General features: G+C 54.9%; 15 protein-coding genes. 6 read left to right on the top strand and 9 right to left on the bottom strand.

Translation table 11 applies throughout. From position 1 onward, the window contains the following. Nucleotides 1-7 precede the first annotated feature (7 nt). Nucleotides 8-1,366: a 3-hydroxybenzoate transporter MhbT gene (gene mhbT / locus KO1_RS00255; RefSeq protein ID WP_023329875.1), complete on the bottom strand. Its 1,359-nt coding sequence runs from the start codon at nt 1,364-1,366 to the stop codon at nt 8-10. 126 nt (nt 1,367-1,492) lie between these two features. Between mhbT and KO1_RS00250 the strand changes: the two genes are divergently transcribed. The 5 genes from KO1_RS00250 (at nt 1,493) to sanA (ending at nt 5,475) form a co-directional block, all read left to right on the top strand. After that, nucleotides 1,493-2,410 (top strand): LysR substrate-binding domain-containing protein, encoded by a 918-nt coding sequence (locus KO1_RS00250; protein WP_016809260.1) that lies wholly within the window; start codon nt 1,493-1,495, stop codon nt 2,408-2,410. A gap of 121 nt (nt 2,411-2,531) precedes the next feature. Further along, nucleotides 2,532-2,930, top strand: coding sequence for a CidA/LrgA family protein (locus KO1_RS00245; RefSeq protein ID WP_004103875.1), 399 nt, complete (start codon nt 2,532-2,534; stop codon nt 2,928-2,930). Further along, nucleotides 2,927-3,622 (top strand): CidB/LrgB family autolysis modulator, encoded by a 696-nt coding sequence (locus KO1_RS00240; protein WP_004103877.1) that lies wholly within the window; start codon nt 2,927-2,929, stop codon nt 3,620-3,622. Before KO1_RS00245 ends, KO1_RS00240 begins: the two co-directional genes overlap by 4 nt. Nucleotides 3,623-3,749: 127 nt before the next feature. After that, nucleotides 3,750-4,634 carry a cytidine deaminase gene (gene cdd, locus KO1_RS00235; protein ID WP_004103882.1) on the top strand — a complete coding sequence of 295 codons (885 nt, stop codon included), beginning with the start codon at nt 3,750-3,752 and terminating at the stop codon, nt 4,632-4,634. Nucleotides 4,635-4,758: 124 nt separating this feature from the next. After that, nucleotides 4,759-5,475 (top strand): outer membrane permeability protein SanA, encoded by a 717-nt coding sequence (gene sanA / locus KO1_RS00230; RefSeq protein WP_004103884.1) that lies wholly within the window; start codon nt 4,759-4,761, stop codon nt 5,473-5,475. Nucleotides 5,476-5,664: 189 nt separating this feature from the next. Here sanA and mglC read toward each other — a convergent pair whose 3' ends face one another. The 6 genes from mglC to folE form a co-directional block, all read right to left on the bottom strand. Further along, nucleotides 5,665-6,675, bottom strand: a complete 1,011-nt coding sequence (gene mglC, locus KO1_RS00225) for a galactose/methyl galactoside ABC transporter permease MglC (protein ID WP_004114089.1) — start codon at nt 6,673-6,675, stop codon at nt 5,665-5,667. Between the two features lie 15 nt (nt 6,676-6,690). After that, nucleotides 6,691-8,211: a galactose/methyl galactoside ABC transporter ATP-binding protein MglA gene (gene mglA / locus KO1_RS00220; protein ID WP_004103886.1), complete on the bottom strand. Its 1,521-nt coding sequence runs from the start codon at nt 8,209-8,211 to the stop codon at nt 6,691-6,693. A 118-nt stretch (nt 8,212-8,329) separates the two neighbouring features. Then, nucleotides 8,330-9,328 carry a galactose/glucose ABC transporter substrate-binding protein MglB gene (gene mglB / locus KO1_RS00215; protein WP_004103888.1) on the bottom strand — a complete coding sequence of 333 codons (999 nt, stop codon included), beginning with the start codon at nt 9,326-9,328 and terminating at the stop codon, nt 8,330-8,332. Nucleotides 9,329-9,617: 289 nt separating this feature from the next. Next, nucleotides 9,618-10,640 carry an HTH-type transcriptional regulator GalS gene (gene galS / locus KO1_RS00210; RefSeq protein ID WP_004103891.1) on the bottom strand — a complete coding sequence of 341 codons (1,023 nt, stop codon included), beginning with the start codon at nt 10,638-10,640 and terminating at the stop codon, nt 9,618-9,620. 155 nt (nt 10,641-10,795) lie between these two features. Next, nucleotides 10,796-11,953, bottom strand: a complete 1,158-nt coding sequence (gene yeiB, locus KO1_RS00205; protein ID WP_004103893.1) for a DUF418 domain-containing protein YeiB — start codon at nt 11,951-11,953, stop codon at nt 10,796-10,798. A 15-nt stretch (nt 11,954-11,968) separates the two neighbouring features. Next, entirely contained in the window at nt 11,969-12,637 is a 669-nt protein-coding gene (folE, locus tag KO1_RS00200; RefSeq protein WP_004103895.1) for a GTP cyclohydrolase I FolE, read from the bottom strand. Between the two features lie 366 nt (nt 12,638-13,003). Here folE and fghA point away from each other — a divergent pair, with 366 nt between their 5' ends. Continuing rightward, nucleotides 13,004-13,840, top strand: a complete 837-nt coding sequence (gene fghA / locus KO1_RS00195; protein WP_004103897.1) for an S-formylglutathione hydrolase — start codon at nt 13,004-13,006, stop codon at nt 13,838-13,840. A 578-nt stretch (nt 13,841-14,418) separates the two neighbouring features. Here fghA and cirA read toward each other — a convergent pair. Together cirA and KO1_RS00185 are read right to left on the bottom strand one after the other, a co-directional pair. Next, entirely contained in the window at nt 14,419-16,392 is a 1,974-nt protein-coding gene (gene cirA, locus KO1_RS00190) for a catecholate siderophore receptor CirA (RefSeq protein ID WP_004114107.1), read from the bottom strand. Nucleotides 16,393-16,696: 304 nt separating this feature from the next. Next, entirely contained in the window at nt 16,697-18,166 is a 1,470-nt protein-coding gene (locus KO1_RS00185; protein ID WP_004103903.1) for an amino acid permease, read from the bottom strand. Nucleotides 18,167-18,213 lie beyond the last annotated feature (47 nt).

Here is an 18,213-nt window from a genome sequence, read left to right as displayed (position 1 = left end):
ATTCTCCTTATTTATTCACGATGCCCGCAGAAGGCAGCGCGGCAGGTACAGATGTTGGGTTGCGAACGGCAAGCGTCAGCAGGACAAGCATCACGGCGCTAACCACAGCCGGTACTGCGATAACAAAAAACAGGGTGTCAAAAGAGAAATTCATCGCCATCATCACGCCGCCGGAGAGCGAACCAACAATAGCTCCGCAGCGGCCAATCGCGTTTGACCAGCTCACGCCGGTCGCGCGGCTTTGGGTGGGATACAGCGTCGCGGTCAGAGCATTCAGCCCCACCTGCGAGCCGCTGATGCCGATACCGGTGCCGAAAATCGCCAGCGCCATCAGCCACAGACCGTTCTCGCTCAGGCCAATCATGACGATACAGACCGCCCCCAGGGCGTAACTCAGCGCCAGCACCCGGAAAGGGTTGAAACGGTCCATCAGCACACCGAGCAGCAGTGCGCCAAAGGTCCCGCCAATCTGGAAGGCCGCGGTCACCCAGGAAGCATGCTGTAAATCAATTCCACGATGGTTAAGCAGCGTCGGCATCCAGCTGGAGAGGAGATAGATAATCAGCAGGCTCATAAAGAACACGACCCACAACATCAAGGTGATGGGCAGCTGACGCCCGGCAAATAGCTGGCGGATGCTGCCTTTCGCGCCGGCGGCAGGCTCATCAAGCCAGAAATGGGTATCGGTATAGCGTTCGCCGGTTATCGCGCCAACGGTTTTGGCAATCATCGCTTGTGGCAGCTGACGACGGATCTGCCAGCGCGGAGATTCGGGAAGCAGCGGGATTAGCGCCGCCGCCAGCATCAGCGGTAGCACGCCCCCCAGCACCAGGATACCGGGCCAGCCAATCAGCGGCACCAGCTGCGCGCTGACCACGCCGCCGAACGCCGAGCCGAGGGTGAATCCACAGAACATCAGGGTCACCAGCGCCCCGCGCCGCCGGGCAGGCAGATATTCCGAAGTCATCGTAATGGTGTTAGGCATCGCGCCGCCCAATCCCAGCCCCGTCAGGAAGCGCAGGATCACCAGCGTCTCCAGGTCAGGGGAAAACGCGGAAAGCAGGCTAAACAGGCCGAATAGCGCGACGCAGAACTCGATGACCCGTTTGCGGCCAAAGCGGTCGGAGAGCGGACCGCAGAGCAGCGCCCCGGCGGTTAAGCCCAGCAATCCTGCGCCAAATAACGGCGCGAGATCGCCTGCGGTTAATTGCCAGTGGTGACGAATATCCGGGGCGATAAAACCAATTGCCGCAGTATCGAAACCGTCGAGCATGACCACCAGGAAACAGCAGATAATTACGCGCCATTGCCGGGCGCCGACCGGCGCGGCATTAAGCAGTTTCTGTAGTTCGAGTCGTTGAGTCATCGTTATGCCTCAGTGCAGGTAGGGGAAGATGTTGTATTTATTTCTTTTATGTTGCGAGTTTGTAACCCAAGCAATGAAATGTACAATGGTATTTCGGGCATAGACATAACCTGGAGGTTATCGCTGATGGCAGGCTGGACGCAGAAACTGAAGCTGCACCATTTACAGATGCTGGTCGCGCTGGGGGAACAAGGCAACCTCACGCAAGTGGCTAAATTGATGAATATTACTCAGCCTGCGCTCTCCAAATGGCTGAGCCAGTTTGAAGATGAAGTCGGTATGCCCCTGTTTGAACGTCACAGCAAAGGCCTGCGCCCGACAGAAGGCGGAAAGCTGCTGCTTCAACACGCCCAGCGGCTGATTAACGATATGTCGCGTTCGCAGTACGAAATCGAGCGTTTCAAACAGGGCGGACAGGTGGGGAGTCTGATGATCGGCTGTTCACCGGTGGCCACCGACTGCGTTTCGCAGGCGATCCTCGAACTGCTTAAAGAGATGCCGACCCTGCATCTTAATATCGAAGAGAAAGTCATGACGCCGCTGCTTAACGATCTGCTCGCCGGGGTGATTGATGTCGTGGTCGGGCGAGTCGGCGGGCGGGCGCTGGAGCTGCCGCTGAGCTACCGGGTGCTCTACACCGAGCCGGTCTGCTTTGTCGCCCGCCCCGATCATCCTCTGGCGCAAAAATCGCAGTTGAGCTGGGCTGACCTCTCTCCGTGGCGCTGGATTGTCTGGCCCACCGGCACACCGATTCGCCTGAGCATCGACAACGCGCTGGTGGATAACGGCGTCATGCTGCCGGAGAACACCATTGAGTCCGCCTCGATGAACGTCACCAGCAACCTGTTACAGAGTAGCGATATGGTGTCGATACTCTCACTGCGCCTGGCGCAGCGCTATGCGGCCCAGCACCAGCTGGCGATTCTTAATTTGCCGCGCATTGAACAAAAAGGTAGCGTTGGGGTTTTCTGGCGAAAAAGTGAAGCGCCGTCGCTGGCGTTGAGCCGATTTCTGCACTGTCTGTCGCTGCAATCGACACACTGATAGCCGTCCGTTTTGCTGTTCCCCGTCTCTATTGCAGGTATGCGTAGAATTCATGATGTGATCGGTAGCACATTTTTGGCTTTAATTGTATGATGAATGCGGTTCATCAAGGGTTATTACCATGAGTAAATCACTGATTATTGTCTGGCAGTATGTGCGCGCTTTCGTGCTGATCTACGCCTGCTTGTATGCGGGCATTTTTCTCTCTTCACTCCTGCCGATCGCCATTCCCGGCAGTATTATTGGCATGCTGATTTTGTTCTTTCTCCTGGCGCTGCAGATCCTGCCGCCGCAGTGGGTTAACCCCGGCTGCAATATCCTGATTCGCTATATGGCGCTGCTATTTGTGCCTATCGGCGTGGGCGTTATGCAGTATTGGGATTTACTCCGCGCGCAGTTTGGCCCGGTAGTGGTTTCCTGCGCGATAAGCACGCTGGTGGTTTTTTTAGTAGTCAGCTGGAGCTCACACTTGGTTCACGGCGAGCGCAAAGTGGTTGGTCAAAAAGGAAGTGAAAAATGATCCATGAAATCTGGTGGTCGCTGCCGCTAACCCTTATCGTCTTTTTCCTCGCCCGCATGCTGGCGGCGCGATTCAAGTTTCCGCTGCTTAATCCGTTACTGGTGGCCATGGTGGTGCTGATCCCCTTTTTGTTGATCACCGGCATCTCCTACGAGCGCTATTTTCAGGGCAGCAAAATTCTTAACGATTTGCTGCAGCCGGCGGTGGTTGCGCTGGCCTTTCCTTTATATGAGCAGCTACACCAAATCCGCGCTCGCTGGAAATCAATCATCACTATCTGCTTTATCGGCAGCGTGGTGGCGATGGTCACCGGTACCACCGTTGCCTTACTGATGGGCGCAACGCCGCAGATTGCCGCCTCTATTCTGCCGAAATCGGTCACGACCCCGATTGCGATGGCGGTGAGCAGCAGCATTGGCGGCATTCCGGCGATCAGCGCGGTATGCGTTATTTTTGTCGGCATTCTCGGCGCGGTCTTCGGCCATACGCTGTTGAATGTGATGCGCATTCGTACCAAAGCTTCGCGCGGCTTATCGATGGGTACCGCCTCACACGCACTGGGTACCGCCCGTTGCGCTGAACTCGACTATCAGGAGGGCGCGTTCAGTTCGCTGGCGCTGGTACTTTGCGGGATTATTACCTCGCTGGTTGCCCCGTTTTTGTTTCCGCTGATCCTGGCAATAGCCGGATAGTTGTGATTTGAGTCACAATTTAAAATGCAACGAGATAGAATTACATTAACAATGAGATGTTAATCACATATGTCGGCTATAAGCACCCGTACACTAGATTCCCATTACATTGTTATGAGGCAACGCCATGCACCCACGTTTTCAAGCTGTTCTTCCCCAACTGGCGGCGGACCTGCAAGCGGCCATCGCCCCGATGCTGGCCGACCCGCATTTTCCGGCCCTGCTCAATGCAGATCAGGTCGCTGCGCTGCAAAGCGCGACGGGGCTGGACGAAGACGCGCTGGCCTTTGCTCTGCTGCCGCTGGCGGCGGCCTGTGCGCGTACCGACCTCTCCCACTTTAACGTCGGCGCCATTGCCCGCGGCATCAGCGGTACCTGGTACTTCGGCGGCAATATGGAATTCCTCGGCGCCACCATGCAGCAGACCGTGCACGCTGAGCAAAGCGCCATCAGCCATGCCTGGCTGCGCGGCGAAAAATCCCTGCTGGCGATTACCGTGAACTACACCCCCTGCGGCCACTGTCGTCAGTTTATGAACGAACTGAACAGCGGACTAGCGCTGCGCATCCATCTTCCGGGCCGCGAAGCCCATTCGCTGCAGCACTATTTACCGGACGCTTTCGGCCCGAAAGATCTGAATATCAAAACCCTGCTGATGGATGAACAGAACCACGGTTTCCCGCTCAGCGGCGATGCGCTGGCCCAGGCGGCGATTCAGGCAGCCAACCGCTGCCATATGCCGTACAGCCATTCGCCCTCCGGCGTCGCGCTGGAGCTGAAAGACGGGACTATTTTCACCGGTAGCTATGCAGAAAACGCCGCCTATAACCCGACGCTGCCGCCGCTGCAGGGCGCGCTGAATCTGCTGAGCCTCAATGGTTACGATTACCCGGATATCCAGCGCGCTGTTCTTGCCGAGAAGGCCGACGCGGCGCTCATCCAGTGGGACGCAACCGCCGCGACGCTGAAGGCGCTGGGCTGTCATAACATCGATCGCGTCCTGTTAGGTTAGTCACATTCTGCGGGCCAAACGGCCCGCATTGTTGAAAATCCCCGCAATTAAACGACGGTTTCTTGCGCTTGCCCGGCGGGTAAAGTAGCCTGAAGCTTCCCTCGTCCACTATTGAGCCCGGTTCATGTTAAAGCGTGCGTTATACAGCCTGTTAGTCCTGTTCGGCTTGCTGCTGTTAACCGTGCTGGGGCTTGACCGCTGGATGAGCTGGAAGACCTCTCCTTATATCTACGATGAGCTACAGGACCTGCCCTATCGTCAGGTCGGCGTGGTACTCGGCACCGCTAAGTACTATCGTACCGGCGTCATCAACCAATATTATCGCTACCGAATTCAGGGCGCGCTGAACGCCTACAACAGCGGTAAGGTGAACTATCTGCTGCTCAGCGGCGATAACGCGCTGCAGAGCTATAACGAACCGATGACCATGCGCCGCGATTTAATTAAAGCTGGCGTCGATCCGGCGGATATCGTGCTGGACTATGCGGGTTTCCGTACCCTTGATTCGATTGTTCGCACCCGTAAAGTCTTCGACACGAATGATTTTATTATCATTACCCAACGCTTCCACTGCGAGCGGGCGCTGTTTATTGCCCTGCATATGGGTATTCAGGCGCAGTGCTACGCGGTGCCGTCGCCGAAGGATATGTGGAGCGTGCGCCTGCGCGAGTTTGGTGCTCGTTTCGGCGCGCTGGCCGATCTCTATATTTTTAAACGCGAACCGCGATTCCTGGGTCCGCTCATCCCGATCCCCGCGCTGCAGGAAGTCCCGGACGGCGCCCAGTCCTACCCGGCGGTCACGCCGCAGCAGCTGATGGATCTGCAGAAAAAAGAGAAGTGAAGCCGCCATAAGCGAACGTGAAAACTGGCGTCTTACCGAGCGGGAATACTTTTCTGATTACGCGAGTGAATATCGGGATACTGAGGATATATACCCTACCTGATTCAGGTTGCAGGAAGGCGGCAAATTATCATTCCGAAAAAGCAAAAGGCAGACGCCTGAACTGACGCCTGCCTTCATTCACTAATCTTATTTCTTACGCGCGTACTTCAGTGAATCCAGCGCCACGGCGAAAATAATAATGGCCCCTTTGATAATGTACTGCCAGTACGGGTTGACGCCGATATAGGTCAGACCGTAGTTAATGACGGTGAAGATAATCACCCCGGTCACCACGCCGAACACGGTGCCGACGCCGCCGCTGAACGAGACTCCGCCGACCACGCACGCGGCAATCGCATCCAGTTCATACATAAAGCCGAGGTTGTTGGTCGCCGACCCGATGCGCCCCGCCTCCAGCAGCCCGCCGAACGCGTAGAACACGCCGGAGAGCGCGTAAATCATCAGCAGGTTCAGCGCAACGTTCACCCCGGAGACCTTCGCTGCTTCCGGGTTACCGCCGATAGCAAAGATGTTTTTACCAAAGCGGGTCTTGTTCCACAGGATCCACACGAAGAAAACGGCAATCAGCGCGTAGAAAGTGATATACGACAGACGGAACGAGCCCAGCGCTACGAACCCCTGGGCAAATTGCGAAAAGTGACTATCAAAGCCGGAAATCGGCGACGCGCCAACGAAGTCGTAATACAGCGAGTTAATACCGTAAACGATGATCATCGTACCGAGGGTGGTGATAAATGGCGTCACGTTCAGGTAGGCAATAATAATACCGTTGATAAGCCCAATCACCGCGCCGATCGCACAAACCAGCAGGATAACCAGCGGAATCGGCATCGTGGCCATGTCCGGGAACACTTTGTTGGCGTTGTCCACCGCCTGTAGCATCGTGGCGGCGATAACCGCCGCCAGGCCGACCTGACGCCCGGCCGAAAGGTCGGTCCCCTGAGTGACGATAAGCCCGGCAACCCCGAGCGCGATGATAATACGCACCGAGGACTGGGTCAGAATATTACTTAAATTCAGCAAACTTAAGAAAGTCGGGTCCTGGAAAATAATGATGGCCAGCAATACTAAAAGAACGACGTAAATCCCACCCTCTTTCAACCAGGTGAGAAAACTCTTTTTATTTAACGCACTCATGAGAAGCCCCTGATCTTAAAGGTGCAACGACGCAAGACGGAGAATTTCGTTTTGCGTGGTAGTTTTAGTCTCAACAATTCCGGCAACAAGACCATTGCTCATCACCAGAATACGGTCGGTAATACCCAGCAGCTCCGGCATCTCGGAGGAGATAATAATGATGCCTTTATCTTTTTTGGCCAGTTCGGCGATCAGCTGATAAATTTCGAACTTGGCGCCAACGTCAATGCCGCGCGTCGGTTCATCGAGCATCAGAATTTCCGGCTGAGTTAATAGCCAGCGACCAATAATCACTTTTTGCTGGTTACCACCGGATAACGAACCAATTTGCGTATGCTGCCCCGGTGTTTTCACGCGCATTGAATCGATGACCCATTGGGTATCGCTTTTCATGCGTGAATTATCCAGCAAGCCGACCTTATTTTTGTACTTCTTAATATTGGAGATCAGCGAGTTAAAACCGATATCCAGATACGCATAAATCCCCGTCGAGCGACGCTCTTCGGTCACCAGCGCAAAACCATGGTTGATGGCTTCATTGGCGTTATGGTTATTAATCTTCTTACCGTGCAGCTTGATTGTCCCGCCGGACTTCTCGCGAATACCAAATAACGTCTCGACGATATCGGTACGTTTCGCCCCTACCAGCCCGGCGATACCGAGGATTTCGCCTTTGTGCAGGTCGAACGAGACATCGCGGATTGACGGCTGACGCAGCGAGGTTAAATTACGCACCTCAAGAATTATCTCGCCCGGCTTATTTTCCCGGGTCGGGAAGCGCTGAGTGAGGGAACGGCCCACCATCATCGCGATAATCTTATCCATATCCAGCCCTTCCAGCGGCTGGGTGGCGATCCACTGGCCGTCGCGCAGAACGGTAATTTCATCGCATAGCTGGAAGATCTCTTCCATTTTGTGGGAAATGTAGACAATGCCGCAGCCGCGCTCTTTCAGCTTGCGGATAATGGTAAACAGATGATTGACCTCTTTTTCGGTTAACGAAGACGTCGGCTCATCCATAATCACAATTTTGGCGTTATAGGAAAATGCCTTCGCAATTTCAATCATCTGCATTTGCGATACCGATAGCGTCCCGACGCGAGCGCGTGGGTCGATATCAATATCCAGCTCGTCAAAAATCGCTTTGGTATCACCATACATTTTGTCCTGATCGACAAACATACCTTTGGTGGGATAACGCCCCAGCCACATGTTGTCCATCACCGAACGTTGCAATACCAGGTTTAATTCCTGATGAACCATTGAAATACCGTTTTCCAGGGCCTCTTTTGCCGAATGGAAATCGATCTCTTGTCCCTGAAAAAGAATACTGCCGGAATCTTTTTGATAGATCCCAAAAAGGCATTTTAATAATGTTGATTTGCCCGCACCGTTCTCCCCCATTAATGCATGAATAGAGTGGGGACGAACCTTGAGGTTCACATTATCGAGAGCCTTGACGCCAGGAAACGATTTGTTGATGTTGGTCATTTCCAACAAATATTCGCCTGACCGTTCGCTATTATTGCTGACCATAGTTATACCTGGCTGCGTGCATGCATACCCCAGCCGTCGAATTAACGACGGGCCGGGACGGATTCGGTATCAGGAATAATCGGGCGTACAGCGCGTACGCCCGCGGCTTATTAAGCTGTTACTTACCGATAAACTCGCTCAGATTATCTTTATCAACGCCCACGTACGGTACGCGGACAATCTTATTATCAATTTTCCAGTTAGTACCGGCAGCCGGTTCTTTACCATCGGCGAGATTTTTCGCCAGATCGAAGGTCGCTTTCGCCTGGTTGTTAGCATCGTTCAGTACGGTTCCCGCCATGGCGCCGGATTTCACCAGCGCTAAGGCTTCAGGCAGAGCATCGACGCCGAATACCGGGATGCTGCTCTTATTGTGCGCTTTCAGCGCTTCTACCGCGCCCATGGCCATCGCGTCGTTATTGGCGATAACGACTTCAATTTTGTTCGCGTTCGGGCCGGAGAGCCAGGCATCCATCTTATCCTTCGCCTGCGCGGTATCCCACATGGCGGTATCTAACGCCAGCTGCTGGGTTTTCAGCCCTTTATCATTCAGCTCTTTAATCACGTAGGTGGTGCGCGCCTCGGCATCCGGATGGCCCGGCTCGCCTTTCAGCAGGACAAACTGAATCTGGCCATCTTTATTCAGGTCCCAGTTCGGGTTCGCTTTCCAGTGCTTGGCAATCAGATCGCCCTGAATTACGCCGGACTCTTTAGAATCAGTCCCGACGTAGTATGCTTTATCGTAGCTATCCAGCGCCTTGCGGGAAGGTTCTTTGTTAAAGAATACCACCGGCACATTCTGGCCACGGGCTTTATCGATTACCGTACCCGCCGCTGCGGGGTCAACCAGGTTAATCGCCAGCGCCTTCACCCCTTTTGCCAGCAGGACGTCAATCTGATCGTTCTGTTTGGACTGGTCGTTCTGCGAGTCATTCATCAGCAGCTGAACATCCGGCGCTGATTTACCGTCTTTTTCGATTGCCTTACGCACTACCGACATAAAGTTGTCGTCGTATTTATAAATCGTCACGCCGATACGCGTATCTGCGGCGTGAGCGGCGGCGCCGAATAACATGCTAGCCATTACAGCAGACAGGGTTAACACCTTCTTATTCATGGAATCTCCGGTTTTATTATGCAGGGTCTTTGGAGTGAAAACGGCTGGCGAGTGTTACATTGATGTTACCGCACAGCGACATTCACGACTTTAATTCTGTCTTCCGTGTAGGGTAACGCTCCTGAAAAACGGCTTAATTAATCGTTTAACCGCCGATTACTGCTGTAAAAGTGATTAATCACCGTGACATAGTATGTTCAGACTTGTAAACGCAGCAATCATAGTCAGCTTAATGTTAACAAACTGTGAAATCACTCACATATTGAAAGCGGTTACATCAGCCAGATAATTAGTTAGTGATCGGCCCCACAATTTGCCTCTGCGCTACCGAATGTCGACGCACCAGCGTCGGCATAAAGCAGTGGCTGGCTTCGCGATCCAGCTTCCCGGCAGCCCCCTGCAGCGCCAGCTCTGTCGCCAGTTTTGCCATCGACATGATCGGGTAGCGCACCGTGGTCAACTGCGGGTCGGTGTAGCGCGAAATGGGAATATCATCAAAACCAATCAGTGAAAGGTGCTGCGGCACGGCAATACCGTTATCTTTAAGCGTCGTTAGCGCCCCGGCCGCCATGCTGTCGTTATAGGCAAAGATCGCGGTCAGGCCGAGGTTACGCCCCAGCAGCTCTACCATCGCCGCCTCCCCGCCCTGCATATCCGGCGAACCTGAGCCTATCCAGCCGTCGGGAGCGATAATGCCCTGCTCATGTAACGCCCTGCTCCACCCTTCCCGACGTAAATCATCATCTTCAATACCGTGATTAGAAGAGAGGTAGCCGATGCGCTGGTGGCCATGATTGAGCAGCATGCGGGTCGCCATCAGCGCGCCGCTGACGTTATCCAGCCCGACGCAGCGGTGGGCGTATCCCGGCACGATGCGGTTAATCAGCACCATTCCCGGCATGTGCTCCATAAAATCCCCCAGCTCCGCATCGCTCAACGCTTTGGAGTGAACGATCAGCGCCGAACAGCGCTGGCGAATCAGTACTTCAATGGCGTTACGCTCTTTTTCCGCTTCATGATAGCTATTGCCGATAAGCACATATTTTTGATGCTGCTGGGCGACGGTATCTACCGCTTTGACCAGCGCGCCAAAAAAGGCGTCCGACACGTCCATCACGACCACGCCGATGGTATCGCTGACCTGGGTCGCCAGCGCCTGCGCGTTGGCGTTGGGCCGATAGCCCAGCAGCGTTACCGCCTTCATTACCGCTTCTCGCGTATCCGGGCTCACCAGCGCGCTGTTATTCAGCACGCGCGAAACCGTAGCCACGGAAACCCCCGCCTGACGGGCGACATCACGAATGGTGATCATGCTCACCGACCTTTAGGGAATTGCAGTACGTCACACTCACCTCCTGTGTTCAGCAAGGTGGCTATTCTGGCAGCGACGCGCCGCACGCTACGTGAGTGAAGTCACAGGGATGGAAACGGTTACATCCATTTTGTTAATGATTGTGATCCAGATCGTTATCTGGATGTATCTTTTAATGATGTCCCTGACGCACGCAGGGTTAATTGACGCCATAGCCACTCAACGGGACCCTGACGAAAATGACGTAGCCAAAGCCACGAAAAGAGAAGATTAATCGCCCACACGGCCGGTACGAAGGACAGCAGCTGTAGGCGGTCGTACTTCATAAACAGGCCGAAGCGGTAAAACAGAGTGGTGCAAATCAGGGTTTGCAGCAGATAGTTGCTCAACGCCGTGCGCCCGACGCAGGCAATGGCCCCCACCAGACGAAATTTCGCCAGCTGCGGCCAGAAGCCCCAGGCCAGCGCCGCGTAGCCGATAGTCTGCAGCGGCGCGCCCAGCTCGCGCGGCGCCTGTAGCAGAAATGCGCACCAGCGAGGATCCCAACCGAGATGCCACTGGGCGAAAATAGAGGGTAAATTAACCGCCATGCCGCCAGCGATGAGCAGCGCGCCGGTGCGCCGGTAGTGGCGAAGACTGAACTGCCCTTTCAGCCAGCCGCTGCGCATCAGCGCGGCCCCCATCAGCATCATCCCGGCCAGCTGCCAGCCGTATTGCGCGCCCAGCGCCAGCAGGTTATCCGACAGCATATCCGCACGATTACTCACCGCTTCAAAGCCGCCTTTCAGCTTCCAGTACTGTTCGTACTGTAAATTCGCCGCGTCCGGCACCCACGAACGATTAGGCGAATTGCCGGAGATTAATCCCAGCAATAGCAGTACCGCCACGCCGATGACATACAGCACCACGCCGGTATTAAATAGCGATTTAACATCGTGAGCGTCGCGTATCATCCGCCAGCCCACCAGACCTACCAGCGCATAGGCCAGCAAAATATCGCCGTCCCAGAAAAAGAGACCGTGGATAAAGCCCAGCAGCGCCAGTAGCGTCAGGCGCGACTGGATCCAGCGCTTGCCGCGCGGCAGCAAAAGCTGAAGCCCGGCGCCAAACAACAGGGCGAACAGAGTCAGGAATTTGACCTGCGCCAGCAGATCGAGAATCGCCCAGGTCCAGGCGTCGCTATCGGAGATGCTCCCGGACCACGCCGGGTTAAGGTAGGCGGCCTTCGGTAAACCGAAGGCGCTGATATTCAGTAGCAGGATACCGAGGATGGCGACGCCACGGACGAAGTCCAGCGTGACATTTCTCTCCATGTACCCTGCTCCGTTTTAGTTGTGGTGACGTACGGCGCGCAGGAACTCCTGGCGAGTATTCTGGCTGGATTTAAACAGGCCGCCCAGCGATGTGGTGGTGGTGGCGCTGGTTGCATCGCGAATACCGCGCGCTTTTACGCAGTAGTGAACCGCATCGATGGAAACCGCGACGTTGCTGGTTCCCAGCAGGGTCTGCAGCGCGGTAAGGATCTGCTGCGTCAGTCGCTCCTGCACCTGCGGGCGCTGGGAGAAGAACTGCACGATACGGTTGATTTTAGACAGACCAATCACCGAATCTTTCGGGATATAGGCCACCGTCGCTTTACCATCAATCGTAACAAAGTGGTGTTCGCAGGTGCTGGTCAGGGTGATATCACGCACGGTGACCATTTCATCAACCTGCATCTTGTTTTCGATGACGGTGATTTTAGGGAACCGGGCGTAGTCCAGGCCGGAGAAAATCTCATCGACGTACATTTTGGCGATGCGATGCGGAGTCTCCATCAGGCTGTCATCACTTAGATCAAGGTTTAACAGCTGCATAATCTCGGTCATGTGTCCGGCGATCAGACGCTTGCGAGTTTCATTATCAATTTCTTGCACTGGCGGACGCAGCGGCGTCTCCAGCCCACGAGCGACCAGCGCTTCATGAACGAGTATGGCTTCTTTACTCAGTGATGACATTTTTATTCTCCTGCAGGTGTGGCGCTCTTTGCTCTTCTGAGGGCAAAGTTTGTATTCATTGTGCGTGAGGTGACGCACAGAATCCAGTAGCCGCATCGATAATTGTTGAAATTGGCGTCACCTTTCGTTCCACGCTGCCAGACCAGCGCACTACGATGCGTCACGCAACGCCCTGCTCACCTTGCCGCAACCAACTCAATCGCCGCCGATAGCGCGATTCCGGCGCGACGACAACGTCAGCATGTTGGTTAAAAGTTGCATTAATGATGCAATACGTTCCGAAAAGGAGGAAGTGAAAGTTACTCACCAGCGCATGAAATATCTGTATTATGGAAAATTACGCCTGAGACACTTAAGGAGCCCTGCATGGAACTGCTCGAAGAGCACCGCTGTTTTGAAGGTCGGCAGCAACGCTGGCGGCACGACTCCGCCACGCTGAACTGCGCAATGACCTTCAGCATCTTTCTCCCCCCCGAGACCGCAGACGCGCCGCCGCCGGTTGTCTACTGGCTCTCCGGCCTGACCTGCAACGATGAAAACTTCACCACCAAAGCGGGCGCTCAGCGCATCGCCGCCGAGCTCGGCATTGCGCTGGTGATGCCGGACACCAGTCCGCGCGGTGATAACGTTGCCGACGATAGCGCTTACGATCTGGGCAAAGGCGCGGGCTTTTATCTCAATGCCACCCAGGCGCCGTGGTCAGCACATTTCCGCATGTACGATTACCTTCGCGACGAGCTGCCGCAGCTGATTGCCCGCGAGTTTACGCTCAGCGATCGCTGCGCCATCAGCGGGCATTCCATGGGCGGCCACGGTGCGCTGGTGATGGCGCTGAAAAATCCGGGCCGCTTCGTCAGCGTATCCGCCTTTGCGCCTATCGTTAACCCGACCCAGGTTCCCTGGGGCAAAAAAGCCTTTACCGCCTATCTGGGAGCGAATGAAGCAGACTGGCAGGCCTGGGACAGCTGCGCGTTAATGCAGGCCAGCAGCGAGTCAGATGCGATCCCAACCCTGATTGACCAGGGCGATAACGATGCATTCCTCGCCGAACAGCTGCAGCCGGCGGTGCTGGCGGAAACCGCGCGTCAGAAAAGCTGGCCGTTAACGCTACGTATTCAGCCCGGGTACGATCACAGCTACTACTTTATCGCCTCATTTATTGAGGACCACCTGCGTTTCCATGCCCGGCACCTCTTCTCCTGATCCTTCAATGCGTCGTGAAGCCCCTTCCCGGCGCATTGATACGCAAAATGCCTCAGCATCCAATAGTCATAAAAACTAATAAATACAGAGAGATAGTGTATTTTCCGTCGTCGGGGGTATGATTTTTGGCGGCGCTTGAGGCTTTCGCCTCAGGGCAGGATTGAGTTTTACCGTTGTGCTGAGGCAGAAAGAAGAAAGCCCCGAAGGTAATGTAATCACCCACGAGGCTATCTGCATGCTTAGACAACATCAGGTTAGTCTCTTACCCGCCGAAAGGCAAGGAGAACAAACCATGAAGGTAACGCCCAACGTCCCGATCTGGTGTCTGCTCATCGTGTGTATACCCGTCATACTTCAAGTTGCATGTGCGTTGGCTTTCCTCGCTCACCCCAGTCACTTACTTAAGTAAGCTCCTGGGGACTCCCTGCGTCGCCGCCTTCCTGCAACTCGAATTATTTAGGGTATATTAGAAATAATTGCGGCAGTATTCGTGCCATTATTCGCCCCGGTAAGTAGCCACCTGAGCGCCTTTAACGAGGGCTGGCAGGGAAATCTGCCAGCCCTCTTTTATCGCCCGGTTAGAAGCGGTAATCGACGGCCATAAAGTAGCGGCGACCTTCTTCTGTATAGCTGTAGTCGTCGCGGCTCAGATCCTTATCGCCGACGTTAAGCACCCCGGAGCGCAGCTTGACGTTTTTGGTGACGTTCCAGGCCGCGCCGATATCAAACATGGTGTAGCCGCCGGGCGTTTTGCCCGTCGTGCTGACCGAACGCTGTTCGCCGGTATAGTTGGCGGTGACGTAGAAGGACCAGTCGTCCAGCGGTTTCCAGTCGAGTGTGCCGTTAGCCGTATGGAACGGCAGCGTCTGCAGCGGTTTATCGCCGCCGTTACTCAGGTCGCGACCATCGTTATAGGTGTAGTTCACCGTCAGCTTCCATTCATCGCCAAACGGTACTTTCAATTCCGTTTCTACCCCTTTGATTCGCGCCTTATTGACGTTGAAGTAGCGGAAGACCGGCACGCGTTTCCCGTTCACCGTTTTCCAGCCGACAAAGTTCGGATAGCCCGGCGCTTCGCTGGCGCTGGAGGTACGCAGAATATCGATCATATCGTCAACGTTGTTCTGGAAGGTGGTGACGCTTCCTTCCACGCCTTCAAGCCAGCCCTCTTCGCCGCGATAGTACAAACCCAGCTCGAAGCTTTCGCTGGTTTCCGGCTTCAGATCCGGGTTACCGATAATGCTGCACGAACCGCGGCAGGAGTTGGTGGTCCAGTCCGGGTTCAGCTGCAGCAGCGATGGCGCTTTAAATGCCGTCGCCCAGCCGCCCTTCACGGTCACGGTATCGGTAGCGTTATAGACCAGATAAGCACGCGGGCTCCAGTGATCGCCATAGGTCTGGTGATCGTCCATACGGATGCCGGTGGTTAAGGCCAGAGGTTCGATTATCCGCCATTCATCTTCCAGGAACAGCGCATACTGGCTGGCGGAAGTGGATTTACCGCCGCTGCTCAGGTTGACCGGATCCTTCAACTTATCGTGGCGCCATTCGCCGCCGAAGGTCAGCAGCTGGTTAATCATTCCCAGCGGCAGAACGTATTTGCCATCCACCGCGTTACTCTCAGAAGTGATGGTGCCGGCCTGTCCGGGATTTTTATTATCCACTTTCTCGCCGTAGAATTTCAGCTCGCTATTGCCGACATCCCAGCGACCGTTGTGGCTCAGGGAGTAGTTCTGCCGTTCAAGGCGGTTGCGGTCGAGAGAGTCGGAATCACGATCCTGGCGATCAAAACCGTAGCCTGCGGTAATGTCCTGATTGTCATTGGGCGTCCAGGCGAATTCGACATTGCCGTCGCGGCTGGTGAAGCCTTCAATACGCGGCGTTTCGCCAGCTGCGTTGCTGGAAGCCTGCTGATCGTCCTTGGCGCGCTTTGCCAGGCTGCCGTAGGCCTTCATTCCGAGCACACCGTCAATCAGCGGGCCGCTGGTAAAGAACTGGCCATTGTACGTATCGCCGCGATCGCGGTGTTCCTGAATGGTGGTGTCCGCGCTGAGGGTGCCGGTCCACTGCTGGCCGACTTTTTTAGTGATGATATTCACTACGCCGCCGAGGGCGTCGGAACCATAGAGGGAAGACATCGGCCCGCGCACGACTTCGATACGCTCAATGGCATCAACCGGGATCCAGTTAAGGTCAAAATCATTGTGGCGGAAAACGGCGTTGCGCGAGTTAACGCGTTTGCCATCAACGAGGATCAGCGTATAGCCGCTGCTGAGGCCGCGAATACTCACCCCCTTGCGGTTATCCCCTTCGTTGGTGAGCTGCACGCCCGGCACTTCCCGCAGTACATCCTTCAGGTTTTGTACCGGTCTACGCTGCAGATCCTGTTGGGTGATAACGCTAATACTGGCGGGCGCATCTTTGACGCTCTGTTCAGTTGCCGCAGCGGTGACGACCAGCGTCTCTTCATTAACGTCGGCCAGCGCCGGAAACGCTAAGGATACGACGGACGCACATAATCCGGCCCGGACAAAAGGGTTTAGCCTGAACATTCCATATCTCCATGAGGTGTACAACAAAACAAACAAAAAAGGTGCTGCTCACAGGTACTGTCGGCATACCGCTCTAACGGCGGCGTGCGCGCAATTTTTTACAGTAGATGTGGCTGGTCGCCCCTTGTCAGTTTGAGTGTCTGCAAGATACGGGGATTGGCTTCATCCTGAATTTGGCGAAAATGATAAAGATAATGATTACAATTATCAATACAATTATGGAGATCTGTATCAATTTGTAAGAACTGGAGACATAAAAAAACCCTCTCGTTGAGAGGGTTTTATCTGACCGAGCAAGCTAACCTTAGCCTTTGAAGCGATCCGGGAACTTCATTTCACTGTAGCGCACAAAGCGCGTTCCTTTTGCCAGCTTGTAGCCAAACCAGATGACCAGGAACAGTGGAATGCCGATATAGGTTGCCGCAACGCCGCCCCAGTCGATGGTGTCTTTGAGGAACGCTTCGTAGTTCTGCCCCAGGGTAATGATAAGACACAGGACGAACGCGAAGATCGGCCCCAGCGGGAAGAAGCCTGAACGGTACGGCAGGTTATTCAGATCGTTCCCCTGCATAACGTAGCCGCGACGGAAGCGATAGTGGCTGATGGCAATCCCCAGCCAGGCAATAAAGCCAGTCATCCCCGAGGTGTTCAGCAGCCACAGGTAAACGGTCTGGTTACCGAACATTGAGCTCAGGAAGCACAGCGCAGCAATCACCGTGGTGGCATACAGCGCATTACGCGGCACGCCGCCTTTTGACAGCTTAGAGAAAATACGCGGCGCTTTGCCATCGCAGGCCAGGGTATAGAGCATGCGGGTGGACGCGTACATCCCGGAGTTACCCGCCGACAATACCGCAGTCAGAATAACCGCGTTCATAATCGCCGCCGCCGACAACAGCCCTGCGTGCTGGAATACCAGCGTAAACGGACTGACGGAAATATCTTTCACGTCGTTACGCAGCAGGCTCGGGTCGGTATAAGGAATAATCAGACTGATGATCAGGATGGCGAACACATAGAACAGCAGGATACGCCAGAACACCTGACGCACCGCGCGCGGGATGTTCTTCTCCGGGTTTTCCGATTCGCCGGCCGCGATGCCGATAAGCTCGGTTCCCTGAAATGAGAAGCCGACAATCATCGCCACGCCAATCATCGCCGCAAAGCCGCCCGCGAACGGCGCATCGTCGACAACCCAGTTGCTCCAGCCCGCAGGCTGTGCGCCTTTGAAGATGCCGAAGATCATCATCACGCCGACAATAATGAAGATAATGACGGTGGCGACTTTGATCAGCGAAAACCAGTATTCCGCCTCGCCAAAGCCTTTTACCGAAATCCAGTTCAGCAGGAACATGATCCCGAGGAACAGCGCGCTCCAGATCCAGCCGGGCGCGTCCGGGAACCAGTAGGTCATCACCAGCTGAGCGGCAACGAGGTCAACGGCGATGGTCACCGCCCAGTTGTACCAGTAGTTCCAGCCCAGCGCGAAGCCAAAACCTTCCTCGACGTAATTTTGCCCATAGGTAGCAAAAGAGCCGGAGACCGGCATAAACGCCGCCAGCTCGCCGAGGCTGGTCATCAGGAAATAAACCATCAGGCCGATGAGAATATAGGAGAGCAGCGCCCCGCCAGGGCCTGCCTGAGAAATCGTTGCGCCAGAGGCAACAAAAAGACCTGTACCTATGGAACCGCCAATAGCGATCATGGTCAAGTGGCGCGCCTTCAGTTCACGACGTAAACCGGGCGCTTCTGTGGTTTTAGTATCCGAAACCATGTGAAAATGCTATCCATCCAAAAAACGAGGCGAGATTGTAGCAGAGA

This window comes from Klebsiella oxytoca NBRC 105695 (assembly GCF_001598695.1).
GTDB classification, from domain to species: Bacteria; Pseudomonadota; Gammaproteobacteria; order Enterobacterales; family Enterobacteriaceae; genus Klebsiella; species Klebsiella oxytoca.
Note: the sequence above shows the minus strand (reverse complement) of the source record. Positions and strands in the feature narration are given on the sequence as shown.